We start from the raw sequence: 15887 nt of genomic DNA, 5'->3' as shown, positions 1-15887 counted from the left end.
GCGACGGAAAGAGGGTTGGTTCGCGGCTGCGCCGACTTGGTTGTTATGCCTCTCACGACAACGTTGCGAGGGGCCGATGCCGAGACGGAAGCAAGCAAGACGAACGACAGTGAAGGATATCCGGACCATTTTGCGCCTGACCCACGAAGAGGGTCTTTCGGTGCGCGAGATTGCCGAGCGGCTGAAGATCGGCAAGAGCTCGGTATCGACCTATTTGCTACGAGCTCGGGAGGCCGGGCTTTCGTGGCCTTTACCAGTTGGCGCTGACGAGGATGCAAAACTGGAGCGGCGGCTATTCGGCCGAGCCGGCCGGCCGCCGCGCGATCTGATCGAGCCAGACTGGGCGCTGGTGGTTCAAGAACTGAAGCGCAAAGGCGTGACGCTGACGCTTCTATGGCAAGAATACCGAGCCAACCATCCCGATGGTTACGGCTTCACCTGGTTTTGCGGGCAGGTTGCAGCCTTTCGGCAGCGCACGAGTGTGGCCTTCCGCAATCGGCACGCGGCGGGTGCCGTTATGCAGACCGACTATGCGGGGCCGACGGTGCCGGTAATTGATCCGGCCACCGGCATTGTCCACCCGGCTCAGATCTTTGTCGCGGTGTTAGGCGCTTCGAACCTGACCTTCGCCTATGCCAGCTTCAGCCAGAAGTTACCGGACTGGATCGACGGCCAGATCCGTGCGCTGACCTTCTATGGCGGGGTCACCAAGGCGATCGTATGCGACAACCTCAAAGCGGGGGTTGCCAAGGCCCTTTGGTTTGAGCCGACATTGACGGCGACGTTCGCTGCCATGGCGGAGCATTACGATACCACGATCCTGCCGACCCGAAGCAGGAAACCGCGCGACAAGGGCCGGGTCGAAGGCGCAGTGCTGATCGTCGAGAGGTGGATTCTGGCACGGCTCAGGAACCGCAGCTTCTTCTCGCTGGCTGCCCTCAACGCGGCGATCGCCGAATTGCTTGAGGAACTGAATAGTCGGCCGATGCGCCATGTCGGCAAAAGCCGCCGCGAACTGTTCGAGGAGATCGAACGGGCAGCCTTGAAGCCCTTGCCGGCTATTCCGTTCGAATATGCGGAATGGAAGTCGGCGAAGGTTCACCCGGATTATCATGTCGAGGTCGACAAGACCTTCTACTCGGTGCCACATCGGTTGATCGGATGCACCTTGCAGGTGCGGCTCACCCACCGGGTGGTCGAGATCTTCCATGATCACCAGCGCGTTGCCAGTCATGTTCGTCGCTCCCAGCGTTCCGGCCACGTCACGGTCAACGACCATATGCCCAAGGCGCATCAGCGCTACGCCAACACCACGCCGGCCAATCTCATCAGCCGTGCGAACCAGATTGGCCCCAGCGCCGCCATCCTGGTCGAACGCATGATGCGCGACAAGCCACATCCAGAACAGGGATACCGATCGGCGATGGGCATTCTGTCGCTGGTGTCACGCTATGGAGCACAACGCCTCGACGCGGCCTGTGAGCGGGCGCTCATCATCAACGCCATCACCTATTCCTCCGTCGCCTCCATCCTCAAATCCGGCCTCGACCGGGAAAGACCGCAGGCTGAACACGCGGCCCCCACGCCTGCGCATACGAATATCCGTGGCCGATCCTACTACCAGTGAAGGAAGAAAGAATGCTGACAAACCCCACCCTCGACCAGATGCAGTCCCTCGGGCTCACGGGCATGGCAACAGCCTGGCGCGAATTGGCCGAACAGTCCGGCACCAATGAACTCAACCGTGATGAGTGGCTGGGCTTGATGCTTGACCGCGAAATGACCTTGCGCGCCGACAAACGCATCCGCAACCGGCTCGCTTCAGCCAAGCTCCGCTTCGCCCAGGCCTGCATCGAAGATATCGACTTCTCTGCCGCCCGAGGTCTCGATCGGCGCAACACCATGGCGCTGGCCCAAGGTCAATGGCTCACCGCCCATGAGAGTCTGATCATCACAGGCCACACCGGAACCGGGAAATCATGGTTAGCCTGCGCCTTCGGCAGACAGGCCGCCAGGCTCGGGCACTCCGTGCTCTATGTCCGCGCGCCGCGCATGTTCGAAGATCTGGCACTTGCCCGTCTCGATGGCTCCTTTCCTCGTCTCATCGACAAACTCGCACGCGTCCAGCTCCTCATCCTTGACGACTTTGGAACACATGCGCTTTCCGATCAGCAGCGCTTCCACCTCTTCGAAATCGTCGAAGAACGCTATCAGAGGAAGTCCACCCTGATCACAGCCCAAGTCCCGGTCGCAAACTGGCACGATCTCATCGCCGATAGCACGGTCGCCGATGCCATCCTCGACCGTATCGTCCACAACGCTCATCGCATCACTCTCCGTGGCGAGAGCATGCGAAAGCAAAAAGGCGCGATCCCCTTGACGGCTGATGAAAACGGCGAAATCAATCAGCCCTGATGGTAACCAGGCTGCCAAGGACCAACCTCGGCAAACTGTCCGGACTTTAGTGAAACTGATGTCCGGGATTTACTGAAATCAATGTCCAGAAACTGCGAAGCGCGCACCGGATCTTCGAGAATGGCACGCTGATCGCAGCTCATCCCGTGTTGGAGGGCCGTAAGCAGCGCCGGGTTCATCCGGATCATCGCCGGCCCATCCAGTCGCAATATCGGTCGGGGTCACGACAGGAGCCCCATGTCGTCAAACCTGCCGGCGACACCGTGCTGCAACGATCGCTCGCCTTCTATGATGCTATCGGTAAGGCACTGGCACAGGAGAACAGGCCATGAGCGCGACCCTTGATCCTATTCCGTCGATGATCGACCGTATCCGTCATGATCTCGTCGGCCTGAAGATGCCACGCGCACTGGAAGCGCTTGACCATGTCGTGCGCCGCCTCGAGCACGGCGAACTGTCCGCCCTTGAGGCCATTGATATCCTCCTGTCTGAGGAACTCACTCTGCGCGAGAACAGCCGCATCAAGACGGCTCTGCGCATGGGCAGGCTTGCCACCATCAAGACGCTCGCCGGCTTCGATTTCACATTCCAGCCCTCACTCGACCGGGATCGCATTCTGACCTTAGCTCAGCTCGGGTTCGTTGACCGTCACGAAGCCGTTCATTTCCTCGGTCCGCCGGGGACGGGAAAGAGCCATCTCGCGACAGCGCTCGGCGTCGAAGCCGTGAAGGCCGGAAAGAGCGTCTACTTTACCACGCTCGCGGACCTCATCGCTTCGCTTGCCAGGTCAGAACGGGAAGGCAGGCTGCAGGAGCGCATTCGCTTCTTCTGTAGGCCTAGCCTGCTCATCGTTGATGAGATCGGCTATCTGCCGGTCGTCCACGGCGGCGGCAATCTGTTCTTCCAGCTCGTCAACGCCCGCTATGAACGCGGCGCAATGATCCTGACGTCAAACCGCGGCTTCGCAGAATGGGGCGATGTCTTCGGCGATCCTGTCGTCGCCACGGCACTGCTCGACAGATTGCTCCATCATGCCGTCGTCGTGCAGATCGAAGGATCCAGCTATCGGTTGCGGCAGCATGCCGAACTCATGCCGGAACATGTTCGCTCCAAAGCCCTTATCGCGCCTCCGGCATTCGCTCCCCCTCAAAAGCCCCGCGGACGGCCGCCGAAAAATCCTCAATTATCCCTGTCATCCACGTCGGCATAACTGGGGAATTTTACTTCGGCACTTCTGGGGAAAATTCACGCGGCATTGACAATCCCATCCGAAATCCGGCCATCCCTTCAGTTCCCAGTTCCATGTCATGGGCCATAACTCTCTTTTTATAGCCCACAATAACGCGCCAATGCGGGCGATAAAAGCTATTTTATCACCCATCACATGGAGGAAACAAATCGGCCTTCCTGCCGCCGCTCCATGCCTTCCTCGTCCAAGGCGACAAAGGCAACCAAAAGCTTATCTGGTCCCGCTGACGGCGCAAGGTCTCAGACCAGACCGGCCGCAACTACCTCTCGGCCAAACTGAGCGATCTGAGCTTCCCCATTGTCGCTCCGTGCCGTTTCGCCGTGAGGATTTTGCAGTGTCGGGGCAGGTGGCGAGTAGCGCGAGAACAGATTATAGACCATGCCCAGACATCGCCGTTGCGCGCTAAGGAAATAAAACAATGAAGAGCAGAAAATCCACCGGGCGACTTTCTTTCGAGGACGTCATTCGGCCCGTGATCGAAGACTTTATTGAGCGCGGTATATTCAAAGACCTCAACAATCAAGATCATAAAGCCGGTCTTGTTCTCAAGGCTCTTGGCTATGATCCTTCCGACCCACCTGCAGGGTTCTCCAAGGCAACGATCAGCAGGATTTTACGGATGGAGTGGTCAAAGCGGCAGGAAGCTGAAGGCAACACCGCTTTCAGGACCCAAAGGGAGGTTTTCAAACCGCACTATGCGGCCCCGAATAGAACAGGGTCGCAATAACCATCCTGGCGAACGCTATCGGGGCGAGCTGCTTCGAGGAGATCAGCGACCGCATAATCTGTCGCAGATAGACTGGATGGAATCCCATCTTTCACCAAGGACAAGGTTTGCCGGGATAGCACGTCCGGTATCCGCGGTTTCGCTTCCGGCGGGTGAGGTCGAGAAAGAGCACCACGGCATCCTGCTCCCGCTCGAAACTCTGGACCATGGTCTGACCCTTTGCACCGATGCGACCCCAGCGCCGTGTCAGACAGGTTTCTCCAAACAGGTTCGGCTCGATCGACATGGCATAGAAGCGGGACATGTTTTTTGTCCTGTCCGTTCGTTCTATGTAGAGCTGGTAGGGTTGCGAGATCATGAAGACAGAATCGCGATTTTGCCCGTGATCGTCCAACGACAGTTTTGAATCGGTCCTTGCCCATCGATTCATTTCCGTGAAGTCTAAGAACGATCCGGGCGGTCCGCCTGAGGCGGACGGCTCTATCCGCCTGTTGCGAACGAAGCCCGCACGCGGGCCTGCGTCCATCCGGGTGACGATCCTCCCGCAAGAGCATCCCGCGGCTCAGTTACGGATTGGGCTTCGGGCCGAAGCGGCTGTTCTTGACGCAAGACTTCATATCCTCCCGTCTGAACCATATCGCTCGCCCGCAGCGCAGCGGTGGATTTCCTGCAGTGAACACGATCTGCTCATCGGTCCGCATGCGCAAAACCTCGTGCGGCTGGATCAAGGGACGAGCCGCGAGCTGCTTCGATCTGGTCCGAGACGATCCCCGCGAATGGAAGCTCCGGCTCACCTGGTCGATCTCAACGGTGGTCGTGCCGCAGCGGCGAGAGATATAGTCGGCCGTCTCCGGATCATTGATCGCTGCGAATGATATCCAGCTCGCGCTCTCGAACCATTTGCTCGACGCGTCGCGCCCGCCATAGGTTTCGCGCAATTGTCCGATCGACTGGTAGATCATCGTCAGCGTGATGCCGTATTTGCGGCCGGCGTCGCGAGCGGTCTCCACGATGCGCATATAGCCAAGACGCGCCGCCTCATCGAGCAGGAACAGCACGCGATTGTCGGCCTTCCCGTCGCGATTATAAATCGCGTTCAGGAATGAACCGATGATGACGCGCGCCAGACCCGCATGGGTCTCAAGTGTTTTGAGATCGATGTTGAGGAAAACATCCGTTGTGCCAGATGCGATGTCCTCTGTCGAAAACGTCGAACCGGACACAAGCGCCGCGTAGCTCTTGTAGGAAAGCCAATGCGTTTCCTTGATCGCATTGGCATAGACGCCGCTGAACGTTTCCGGCGTCATGTTGACAAAGGCGGCCACGTTTTCCTTCACGAAATCCGAGCTCGAATTGTCGTAGATGTCCTGCAGTCTCTGGCGAAGTTTCGGCTCGGGCTCCGAGAGATTGGCGCGCACCTGTCGCAGTGTCTGATCCTTGGGGTCGGTATGGCCGGACAGACACACATCTGCAATCATCGCGGTGAGAAGCTGCAGGCCGGACGCGCGGAAAAAGTCGTCACGAACGCCGCTCGCTCGTCCGGTGTCGCTCATGATCCAGGAGGCCACCGAGGCGATATCCTCTTCCTTCGTACCACCGAACTTGCCGATCCAGTCGAGTGCGTTGAAGCCCATTTCGGGCTGACGCGGGTCGAGGGTGCGTAGTCGACGGCCGGCTTCCTCCCGGTGCTTGGCGACCATTGGTGCGACCTCGTTCGACGGATCGAGGACAATCAGTCCACCGCCCCATTTCAATGCGGTCGGGATCGTCACCGACGTCGTCTTGAAGCCCCCCGATCCGGCAAACACGATGCCATGCGAGGAACCGAAGGATCCGTCGAAGCAGAGAAGCGCTGATTGCCCTCCCCCGCCCCAGCTCGTCTTGTCATCCGCATAAAAGGGGCGGTCGCCGATGCTGTCGCGATCGACGCGATAGCGTTCACCGATCACGATGCCAGCGGATGATGGAAAGAGTTTTTCGGCCTCTTTCATGTCCATCCAGTCGGCCTCGCCGTGAAGCGCGCGCTTGCCGCGAATGCGCTTCGGCTCAGGCCTGGCAAATGCCGCATTGCCCAGAACCATGACGCGTGCCGCGAAGACCGCGCCAAACGCTGCAGCACTCGCCCCGATGAGTATCGAAGGGTCGACAAACGAAAACACGGATTGGCCGGATGGTACTGCCTCGGCGAGTGCCATCAACCGCGCGCCTTCCCGCAGGCCGGCGATGATGATCGCCGCCAGGCCGCCGGCCGCGACACCGAGACCTGCCGCCTTGATGTTCGCTGTGCCGGCGCTGGCGAAGAGATAAACCAGGCCGATCCCGGCCGCCGCCACGAATGGCAGCGCTATGGCGATGCGACCGAGCATCAATCGCCCAGCTTCCGAGCGACCGAACGAAGCCACGACCTGCTCGTGTCCGGAAGAGAGAAAGACGGCGGCGACCATCAGGATGACGGGCGCGATGGTGATCAGGACCCTATTCGCGGTCATTGCCGAAAGCCTCGGACCCGATGGCGATCAGTCTGTCGCGCTCATTCGCATCGTTTGCCAGACGCTGCTGGAGTTCGATGAGCGCGCCCAGCAGAAGCGCCCTCTTCTCGAAACGGAGCCCCGCTTTGACGACGAGGCCGCCGAGCTCGATTTTCTCGCGCGTGTCTTTCTTCCGCGCGTCGGAGGAGATCGTACGCGCCATCCGCTCAAGCCTCAAAAGCCTGGCCCGAAGCCGGACCAGAACCGGCCGTCGCGATTGTGCCTTTGGCGTCGCTTGTCGTCGCTCCCGGCTTCTGGCTCCGCTGGCCATCGCGAAACCGCCTGGCGACCGTTTCGAAGGCCGCCTGCAGCTCGCCTTCGTCGATCTCGATCTCGCCGAGGCCAGCTTTCAGGGCGAGCCGGCCAATCCGTTCCGCCTCGCGTGTCTCCGCCTGACGAAGCTGCTCCTGGAGCTTGGCGATATCCTTGCGCAGCTGACCTGACGACTTCTTCATTTCCGATTGATCCTTCCGGGTGTCTTTGGCTGTGTATGCGGTTCACAAATTTCCAGAAGTTCGGGCGCGAAGCGACTATCAGAAGTGGTAGTTGGCTCTGCCAACGCTTCTGACCATCATCCCGGCCGTTCGAAGGACGGCATCCAAGGGCGCAATTATACGTCGCTGACGCGACGCCCTGGCTTAAGGCCCTGGCGGGGCCAGCCGCTTCCATCGAACGCGTTGCATTCGACCGGAAGATGGAGTGCCCTCACCGTGGCCGTCCCACATTTCTCAGTCAGCATTGTCGCCCGCGGCTCAGGTGCCAGCGCCGTGCTGTCTGCGGCCTACCGGCATTGCGCCAAAATGGAGTTCGAGCGCGAGGCGCGAACCATCGACTACACCCGTAAGCAAGGTCTCCTCCACGAAGAGTTCGTCATTCCCGAAGACGCGCCGGAATGGCTGCGGTCGATGATGGCCGACCAATCGGTCTCGGGGGCGTCCGAAGCCTTCTGGAACAAGGTCGAGGCCTTCGAAAGACGTGCAGATGCGCAGCTTGCGAAGGACGTGACCATTGCCTTGCCGATCGAGCTTTCCCCTGAACAGAATATCGAGCTTGTCCGTGATTTCGTGGCGATGCACATCACGGCCAAGGGCATGGTCGCCGACTGGGTCTTCCATGACGCTCCCGGCAATCCACACATCCATCTGATGACCACGTTGCGCCCGCTTTCAGAGGACGGCTTCGGTCCCAAGAAGGTGGCGGTGCTGGATCCGAACGGCAATCCCGTTCGCAACGATACCGGCAAGATCGTCTATCAGCTTTGGGCCGGCGACGCGGACGATTTCAACGCGTTTCGCGATGGCTGGTTCGCCTGCCAGAACCATCATCTCGCGCGGGCCGGGCTGGATATCCGTGTCGATGGCAGATCCTTCGAAAAGCAGGGGATCGATCTGACGCCCACCATCCATCTTGGAGTCGGGACCAAAGCAATCGAGCGGAAAGCGACGAGCGGGCGCGGCACGGAGAAGGAGGCGGTCTCTCTCGAGAGGTCGGAACTGCAGGAGGCGCGGCGCGCGGAAAACGCCCGGCGTATCCAGCACAATCCGGAAATCGTCCTCGATCTCATCACGCGCGAGAAGAGCGTGTTCGATGAACGCGATATCGCCAAGGTGCTCCACCGCTATATCGACGATCCCGCCCTCTTTCAGAACCTGATGGCCAGGATCCTGCAGAGCCCGCAGACGCTGCGGCTCGATCGTGAGCGGATTGATTTTACCACCGGTATCCGGCAGCCGGCGAAATACACGACGCGCGAGCTGATCAGGATCGAAGCCGAAATGGCCAATCGGGCGATCTGGCTGTCGCAACGTCTATCGCATGACGTTAAACGCCCAGTGCTTGCGAGTATCTTTGCACGGCATGAGCGCCTGTCCGACGAACAGAAGATTGCGATCGGACATGTTGCCGGACCTGAGCGGATTGCCGCCGTGATTGGCCGCGCCGGTGCCGGCAAGACGACGATGATGAAAGCGGCCCGCGAAGCCTGGGAAGCGGCCGGCTATCGCGTCGTCGGTGGCGCGCTTGCCGGCAAGGCGGCTGACGGGCTGGAGAAAGAAGCCGGGATCGTCTCCCGCACGCTTTCGTCATGGGAGCTGCGCTGGAACCAGGGGCGAGACCAACTCGATCACAGGACGGTCTTCGTTCTGGATGAAGCCGGCATGGTGTCGTCCCGGCAGATGGCATTGTTTGTCGAGGAGGTAACGAAAGCAGGCGCCAAGCTCGTCCTGATCGGCGATCCTGAGCAGCTACAACCGATCGAGGCGGGGGCGGCGTTTCGCGCGATTGCCGATCGTATCGGCTATTCGGAACTGGAGACGATTTACCGGCAGCGCGAACAATGGATGCGAGACGCATCGCTTGATCTGGCCCGTGGAAAGATTGGCAAGGCGATAGAAGCCTATGGCGCTTGCGGTCGCATCATGCCCTCGGAGCTGAAGGCGGACGCCGTCGCCAACCTGATCGCCGACTGGAACCGGGATTACGATCCCAAGAAGACGTCGTTGATCCTCGCGCATCTGCGGCGAGATGTTCGCATGCTCAACAATCTCGCTCGCGAAAAGCTGGCCGAACGCGGCCTTCTTGACGATGGGCATCTCTTCCGGACGGCCGACGGTGCGAGGAGATTTGCGGCCGGTGATCAGATCGTCTTCCTGAAGAATGAAGGATCAATCGGCGTCAAGAACGGCATGCTGGCGAAGGTCCTGGAAGCCTCGCCCGGTCGGATCGTCGCGGAGGTCGGCGAAGCCGGGCATCGGCGGCGGTTAAGCTTGGAACAGCGCTTCTACAACAATGTCGATCACGGCTATGCGACCACGGTGCATAAAGCGCAGGGCGCTACCGTCGATCGCGTCAAGGTGCTCGCGTCCCTCTCGCTCGACCGCCATCTGACCTATGTGGCCATGACGCGTCATCGCGAGGATCTCGCCGTCTACTACGGCCGCCGATCCTTCGCCAAAGCCGGCGGTCTGATCGAGATGCTGTCGCGCTCGAACGCAAAGGAGACGACGCTCGATTACGCAGGCGGCACACTCTACCGCCAGGCGCTTCGTTTCGCCGAGGCGCGCGGGCTGCATCTTGTCAATGTCGCCAGAACCATTGCCCGCGATCGGCTCGAATGGGCGGTAAGACAGGGCCAGAGACTGGCCGATCTGGCAGGGCGACTTGCCGCAATCGGGGCCGGGATCGGTCTCGGCTCAAGCCCCGAATCCCATTCCACCAAGGAGGCAAAGCCTATGGTCGCTGGTATCACAACCTTCGCCAAGACCGTTGATCAGGCCGTCGAAGACAGGCTCGCCGGAGACTTGGGCCTGAAGAAGCAATGGGAGGACGTCTCGACACGGTTTCGACTTGTTTATGCGGACCCGCAAGCCGCGTTCAAAGCGGTCAATGTCGACCAGATGCTTGCCGACAAATCGAGCGTCGCGGTGAGGCTGCAAGCCATTGCCGACAAGCCTGAGAGCTTCGGCGCGCTGAAGGGAAAGACCGGCATGTTCATCGCGGCCTCCGACAGACGAGACCGGGAACGTGCGATCGCCAATGTGCCAGCGCTTGCAGCCAGCCTGTCAGACTATCTGCGGCAGCGCGAGACGCTGGAGGCGCGGATGCTCACAGACGAGCTTTCAACGCGCAGGCAGGTATCGATCGACATTCCGGCACTGTCGGCGAGTGCGAAATCCGTGCTCGAACGCGTTCGCGACGCCATCGACCGGAACGATCTTCCGGCAGGATTAGAGTTCGCCCTTGCCGATAAAATGATCAAGGCAGAGCTGGAAGGTTTCGCCCGGGCGGTCTCTGAGCGTTTTGGTGAACGGACACTTCTTCCTTTGGCGGCAAAGGATCCGGACGGCGAGACGTTTCGTTCTGTCACAGCCGGCATGACCACTGGCCAAAAGGCAGAGGTTCAGACTGCCTGGAGCATGATGCGGACCAGTCAGCAGCTCGCCGCACACGAGCGCAGTGTCAACGCGGCAAGGCAATCCGAGGCCCTTCGGCAAACAAAAACAGAAGGGCTCTCGCTCAAATGAAGTTGCTCACGCACAGCCCCCGTCCAACTTCCCGAAATCGCAGGTTCAGATTTGTGTGTGTTGCCCTTTTGGCACCCGTCTCTCTCGCTGTGGCGGGCCTTGCCGGGTATCGGGTCAACGTGACACCGAGCGAACCGATCGGGATCTGGCGCATCCGGTCGCTAGGCCGACCTCCAGCCATCGGGGACGTCGTCTTCATCTGCCCGCCGGAAAGGCCGGACATGGATGAGGCCGCACTGCGCGGTTATCTCCGATCCGGTCTGTGCTCCGGCGGCTTTGCCCCGCTGATCAAGACGATCGTCGCGAGTGCGGGCCAGCAGGTTGAGATCGGGCAATCCGTCACCGTCGACCATGTCGCGCTGCCATATTCGGCGTTGGCTTCAAGGGACGGAAAATGGCGACCGCTGACGCCCCATGCTGGTGGCGTGGTTCCGAACGGCTTTGTGTTTCTGCACTCGGATTTCGTCGGGTCCTTCGATTCCCGCTATTTTGGCCCGATCCCTGCTGCCGGGATCTTGGGACTGGCACAGGAGGTCTTGACCTTTGCACCCTGACTGCCCTCGCCCAATTTTGCTCACTGTTGCAGCCATCGGCGTCGGATGGTTGGGCTGGAGCGGCTTTGTGCTCGCACTTCCGTTGTGCCTCGTCTTTCCCATCCTCTGGTCGATGGCACCCTCCCGCACCTCCGCCGCGCTCGTGTCAGCCGCCTATTTCCTGGCGGCCTCGCGCGGGTTGCCGCAGGGCGTAGCCACCTTCTATGGTTCGGACCTCTTGCCTGGCCTTATTCTCTGGATCGTTGCCTCACTGGGTTTCGTCATCGTTCACACCGTGCTCTGGACCGCGAAACATGGCCTGCAACGACCGCTCCGATATCTGGTGGCATGCATGCTGATGGCGGTTCCGCCGTTTGGGATCCTCGGCTGGGCGCATCCACTGACGGCAGCAGGCGTGTTGTTTCCGGGGTGGGGTTGGTTTGGGCTGGCCGCCCTTGCAACCGGCCTCGCCGCCTTGACGACCTGGCTTCGGCCGGTTGCAATACTCACCCTATCGGGTCTGTGGGCTTGGTCCGCCGCAAGCTGGACGCATCCTGATCTACCGGTCGGATGGAAGAATGTCGACCTCGAATATGGCGCAAGCCTCGGCCGGGACACGTCTCTTGAGCGGCAGGCGGCACTTGCAGGGGCGGCCCTCACCGAGCTCAGGACAGGCAATTGGGTCGTTGTTTTGCCTGAAAGTGCCATCGGCTTCTGGACGCCGACGGTCGCGCGAGTCTGGCAAAGAGCGCTGAAGGGTTCGAACGGGCTGGTTGTCGCCGGCGCATCCGCTGTGGTCGATGCCGGCTATGATAACGTGCTCGTGGCTATCACCAAAGACGGCGGGAATATCATCTACCGGGAGAGGATGCCGGTGCCCGGATCCATGTGGCAGCCATGGCGTGCCTGGTTTGGAGAGAGTGGCGGCGCCCGCGCGCATTTCTTCGACAACCCCGTCCTTGATATCGGAGGTACACGGGTTGCGCCTCTGATTTGCTACGAGCAACTGGTCGTCTGGCCGATCCTTCAGTCCATGGCCAAAGACCCTGCGCTGATTGTCGTAGTCGGAAACGGATGGTGGACCGCGGGCACGTCGACCGTCGGCATTCAAAACGCAAGTGCGGTTGCCTGGGCAAGGCTCTTCGACAAGCCGCTCGTGATTTCCTTCAACCGCTGACCAGAAAGCCAACCATGATCGATTTGGCCCTTATTGAGAAATGCGCAGACCCATCCCTAACCCCGGCGATCGTCGAGCAATTCGTTGCCTCGGCCGGGTCGGATGATCCACTGGCTGTTTCAGTCAAGATCGGTGGACGTCTGGTTCTCATTCCAAGGCCCACAGATCCCGCAACGGCTCTGGAGGCAATCCGAGGCTATGCCGGCAAGGCAAGCGTGAGGGTCGGAATTACGCAATATCCTGCGGGCGTCGGTATATCGGAGAGATCACAGCTGACGCCCGACATCTTCGACGCGTGCACCAATCTTCGCATGGGTACTGCGCTCTTTGCCAAGGTCGCTCGCATCGTCACCAAATGGTATGGTCGCCCGACAAATAGAGAGGTGCTACCGCAGATGATGGACGACGCGATCTACGCATGGCGCACCGAGGTGTTCGATGGGGAGAGAGTTTTCCAGGCCGCTGATCCAGGCGGGCCGACGTTTATTCCGGGCAAAAAGCGTGAGCCGGAAGATCAGGTGGATGATGCTAAATCAGGTAACTCCGCTGCATCAGCAGCAGGAAAGCTGCAGGAACGCGACAATGCAGGCCAAACCGGTATCCGTGTCGATCTTTCGCGTATTGGGGTACCATAAGTCCCTCTTATCAAAAACCTATATATCCGCCGAACATAATCTCCGCTCTCGCCCTACATATCCAGTTTCGGAATTACAATATTTTTTTCAGATGAATTACGTTGTCTCCAGTTTCTATAATTTGCGTCCTATGAGTTATCGCTATTACAATAGTATTCGGAAGAATATTCCGAATAGCGGTCATTATTGCCTTCTCCGTCGCTTCATCTAAAGCCGCGCTAGCCTCATCCAAGAGGAGTATTTGAGGTTTTTTCAGCAATGCACGAGCCAAGGCTATGCGCTGTCGCTCACCACCCGACAGATTGCTTCCCATTTGCCCGACCTCCGTCTCCAATCCGAGAGCAAAACTACTGATAGTCTCTGAAAGCGAGGAGGCACGAAGGGCCTCGTCCAGCTCCTCATTGCTGGCTTCCCTTCCCATGCAAACGTTATCTCTGATTGTACCCGCCATCAAAAATGGATCCTGAGGAACGATCGCGATGATGCTTCGCCAGTGTTCCTCACTAAATTGGTAGATCGGAGTACGGTCAAGTAAGACTTCTCCTGAAATCGGAGCTAGGGAGCGTGCTATAACACGAAGCAACGTAGATTTTCCCGATCCACTCTCGCCCACAATAAAGGAAAGCGTACCTCTATTGCAATTAAAGGAAACATCGGTCTGCAAAGGCGCTCTCGCGCCGTTGACGCCATACGAGAGCCTCTCTGCGGATAAAGAATTTGCCGCGAACACCAATGGATAATCTTTTGTATCATAAATATTATCGTTCTTTGCGGGACTATACCATAATTTCGCTGCCGGCATGATGGCCGCCTCTGCTTGCGTAAATTGACCAAATACATTGCCCAAGGTCTCTAAGGGACCGTTCATTTGCAATATCAATGCGTTAAAAAGAACAATATCACCGATTGTAATGTTTCCGGCACGCAACTCTGGGATTAATAACATATAATTGATAACAAATTGGATAAGCGATAACAAAAAAAACACTACCGAAAACTTTGCATGAAACGCTGCCCAGAGGTTCCAATTCCTCTTCATTTTCTCAACAGAAGAAGAATATTTAGATATAGCCCATCTTTCAGCACCAAAATAGCGGATCGATGTTATCCCAGAGATTGATACACCTAATTGGCCAGCTGCATTTTGTATTGAGGAAGTAGCTAAATGTAGAAATGTTCGCGTACGGTGATTGGAAAAGAATATTCCAAAAAAATACAATATTCCGTAGCAAATAGTTATCAAGAATACATATATCCCAACCTTAGAAAAAAGTATGGTTCCAGATAATACTAAGTGTAATAAAGCTGGAAGCGCCGAATACAATACGATAGATACCACCATCCTGGCGCCGTTCTGTCCTTGAATTATAGCGGATTGCATTTCGGAAGCGTTTTTTTCCCGAAATAGCCGTTCTTCCTTCTGGAGTATTCTCTTAAATAATTCCATGGAGACAAAATATATTATTTCGCTATTCAGCTTTTCTCCAAGATATATGGAGGATATACCTAGTGAAGCCGAGGCAGAAAATAGTACGGCGTATGCAAGAAACCAGTATATATCTTTGACATCGATCGCGTGCCCAAGTGTTAACGGAGCAAACGCGCCTGCAGATATTGCTAAAAATGAAGAAATTGTGAAGTGAACGATGGGCCGTGGATTTGATCTTGAGAATAGGAGAATTATTTCCCCTATAAATAGGCGACTCAACCTAGTTTCAGTCATTCACTTCCTCATATGAGAGGCCCCACGTTTCCGAAGATAACCATTCATTTCCCATATCATCGGGGCCCACTCGAAGGCTCTTAATCCGATGGGCTTGGTTGCTATTGAGACTTCTCTTCAGATTTTCTAGGTATTCCGGTGTTTCTCCAGCGTCGCATTCGTCCCAGACAAAAAATGCAGATCCCAATACAGTCGCCGTGTACCCCAGCTTCTTACGCTCGATTAGAAGGAAGATTCCACGGGCAACTACGGGTGAGCCCATGACAGCCGCGTCTTGCGGGGCGCACAAAGGAAACAGCAGTCTCCCGCCTATCGCGAGATTTTCGATCCACGGCTGCGCAGGACGGGCCGTTGCGAAGTTTACATATACCCGGTCTACCTGCTCTTGTGGCCAGGCGCTTCCGTTACCTTGGATCACCGACACATTGGCGTATCCATGCAAGTTTTCCACGCATTGCTCTTTGAGCGACGCATTTTGTTCAACAGCAAGAACCCTCCCGGTGGCTCCGACCAAAACAGACTGCAATGCAGAATAGTACCCCGTGCCCGCGCCAATATGAGCTATTGAGTGGCCCGCCGAGATCGCCAAATTGTGAATTCCGCGCGCATGTAAGGTTGGGCTTCCGTTGTTGACAAGCCTATTTTGCTGCAAAGCTATCAGGCAATCTTGATAGAGCACAACTGGATCTGACGAAGGTAGCTTATGGTAGCCTTCCCCTCGGGCGATGTACCATGGCGCCTTTCCTACGAAATCCTCACGCGGGACTGTCGCAAACGCAAACTCTAATGCCTCGTTAGTTATTCCGGCTGCCGCCAATATCTGCTTGGCGTACGCTAATCTTGCAATCGCCAAGTCGGCTCTTGAAAATGTCATTTGA

The 15887-nt window shown here is 57.9% G+C and carries 14 protein-coding genes; 8 read left to right on the top strand and 6 right to left on the bottom strand.

The window, feature by feature from the left end:
* The first annotated feature begins 76 nt into the window (after nt 1-76).
* The 4 genes from istA to LQK84_RS19280 all read left to right on the top strand — a co-directional run bounded on the left by istA (nt 77) and on the right by LQK84_RS19280 (nt 4391).
* Complete coding sequence (istA, locus tag LQK84_RS19295; RefSeq protein WP_230830283.1) at nt 77-1627, top strand: IS21 family transposase; 1551 nt, start codon at nt 77-79, stop codon at nt 1625-1627.
* 11 nt (nt 1628-1638) lie between these two features.
* A complete protein-coding gene (istB, locus tag LQK84_RS19290) occupies nt 1639-2415 on the top strand; it encodes an IS21-like element helper ATPase IstB (RefSeq protein ID WP_230830282.1) in 777 nt (258 codons plus the stop codon).
* 328 nt (nt 2416-2743) lie between these two features.
* Complete coding sequence (gene istB / locus LQK84_RS19285) at nt 2744-3625, top strand: IS21-like element ISRel3 family helper ATPase IstB (RefSeq protein ID WP_230830361.1); 882 nt, start codon at nt 2744-2746, stop codon at nt 3623-3625.
* A 457-nt stretch (nt 3626-4082) separates the two neighbouring features.
* Nucleotides 4083-4391: a hypothetical protein gene (locus LQK84_RS19280; protein WP_230830360.1), complete on the top strand. Its 309-nt coding sequence runs from the start codon at nt 4083-4085 to the stop codon at nt 4389-4391.
* Between the two features lie 91 nt (nt 4392-4482).
* On the opposite strand, the gene LQK84_RS19275 is transcribed toward LQK84_RS19280, so the two are convergent.
* The 4 genes from LQK84_RS19275 to LQK84_RS19260 all read right to left on the bottom strand — a co-directional run bounded on the left by LQK84_RS19275 (nt 4483) and on the right by LQK84_RS19260 (nt 7374).
* Nucleotides 4483-4695 carry a WGR domain-containing protein gene (locus LQK84_RS19275; protein ID WP_330166424.1) on the bottom strand — a complete coding sequence of 71 codons (213 nt, stop codon included), beginning with the start codon at nt 4693-4695 and terminating at the stop codon, nt 4483-4485.
* A gap of 262 nt (nt 4696-4957) precedes the next feature.
* A complete protein-coding gene (gene traG / locus LQK84_RS19270; protein ID WP_230830359.1) occupies nt 4958-6880 on the bottom strand; it encodes a Ti-type conjugative transfer system protein TraG in 1923 nt (640 codons plus the stop codon).
* Entirely contained in the window at nt 6867-7082 is a 216-nt protein-coding gene (gene traD, locus LQK84_RS19265; protein ID WP_230830358.1) for a type IV conjugative transfer system coupling protein TraD, read from the bottom strand. Before traD ends, traG begins: the two co-directional genes overlap by 14 nt.
* Nucleotides 7083-7086: 4 nt before the next feature.
* The gene (locus LQK84_RS19260) at nt 7087-7374 is read right to left on the bottom strand and encodes a TraC family protein (RefSeq protein WP_230830357.1); all 288 of its coding nucleotides are present in this window, start codon (nt 7372-7374) and stop codon (nt 7087-7089) included.
* A gap of 255 nt (nt 7375-7629) precedes the next feature.
* Between LQK84_RS19260 and traA the strand changes: the two genes are divergently transcribed.
* The 4 genes from traA to LQK84_RS19240 are packed head-to-tail and all read left to right on the top strand — an operon-like array spanning nt 7630 to nt 13286.
* The gene (gene traA / locus LQK84_RS19255; RefSeq protein ID WP_230830356.1) at nt 7630-10941 is read left to right on the top strand and encodes a Ti-type conjugative transfer relaxase TraA; all 3312 of its coding nucleotides are present in this window, start codon (nt 7630-7632) and stop codon (nt 10939-10941) included.
* Entirely contained in the window at nt 10938-11495 is a 558-nt protein-coding gene (gene traF, locus LQK84_RS19250) for a conjugative transfer signal peptidase TraF (protein WP_230830355.1), read from the top strand. Before traA ends, traF begins: the two co-directional genes overlap by 4 nt.
* Nucleotides 11485-12651 (top strand): conjugal transfer protein TraB, encoded by a 1167-nt coding sequence (locus LQK84_RS19245; protein ID WP_230830354.1) that lies wholly within the window; start codon nt 11485-11487, stop codon nt 12649-12651. The genes traF and LQK84_RS19245 overlap by 11 nt, the downstream gene beginning before the upstream one ends.
* A gap of 14 nt (nt 12652-12665) precedes the next feature.
* A complete protein-coding gene (locus LQK84_RS19240; RefSeq protein ID WP_230830353.1) occupies nt 12666-13286 on the top strand; it encodes a TraH family protein in 621 nt (206 codons plus the stop codon).
* Between the two features lie 73 nt (nt 13287-13359).
* Here LQK84_RS19240 and LQK84_RS19235 read toward each other — a convergent pair whose 3' ends face one another.
* Both LQK84_RS19235 and LQK84_RS19230 read right to left on the bottom strand, forming a co-directional pair.
* Nucleotides 13360-15009 carry an ABC transporter ATP-binding protein gene (locus LQK84_RS19235; RefSeq protein WP_230830352.1) on the bottom strand — a complete coding sequence of 550 codons (1650 nt, stop codon included), beginning with the start codon at nt 15007-15009 and terminating at the stop codon, nt 13360-13362.
* Nucleotides 15002-15883, bottom strand: a complete 882-nt coding sequence (locus tag LQK84_RS19230; RefSeq protein ID WP_230830351.1) for a protein-L-isoaspartate O-methyltransferase family protein — start codon at nt 15881-15883, stop codon at nt 15002-15004. Before LQK84_RS19230 ends, LQK84_RS19235 begins: the two co-directional genes overlap by 8 nt.
* Between the last annotated feature and the right edge of the window lie 4 nt (nt 15884-15887).

Source organism: Rhizobium sp. C4, from assembly GCF_021026315.1.
Classification (GTDB): Bacteria; Pseudomonadota; Alphaproteobacteria; order Rhizobiales; family Rhizobiaceae; genus Ensifer_A.
Note: the sequence above shows the minus strand (reverse complement) of the source record. Positions and strands in the feature narration are given on the sequence as shown.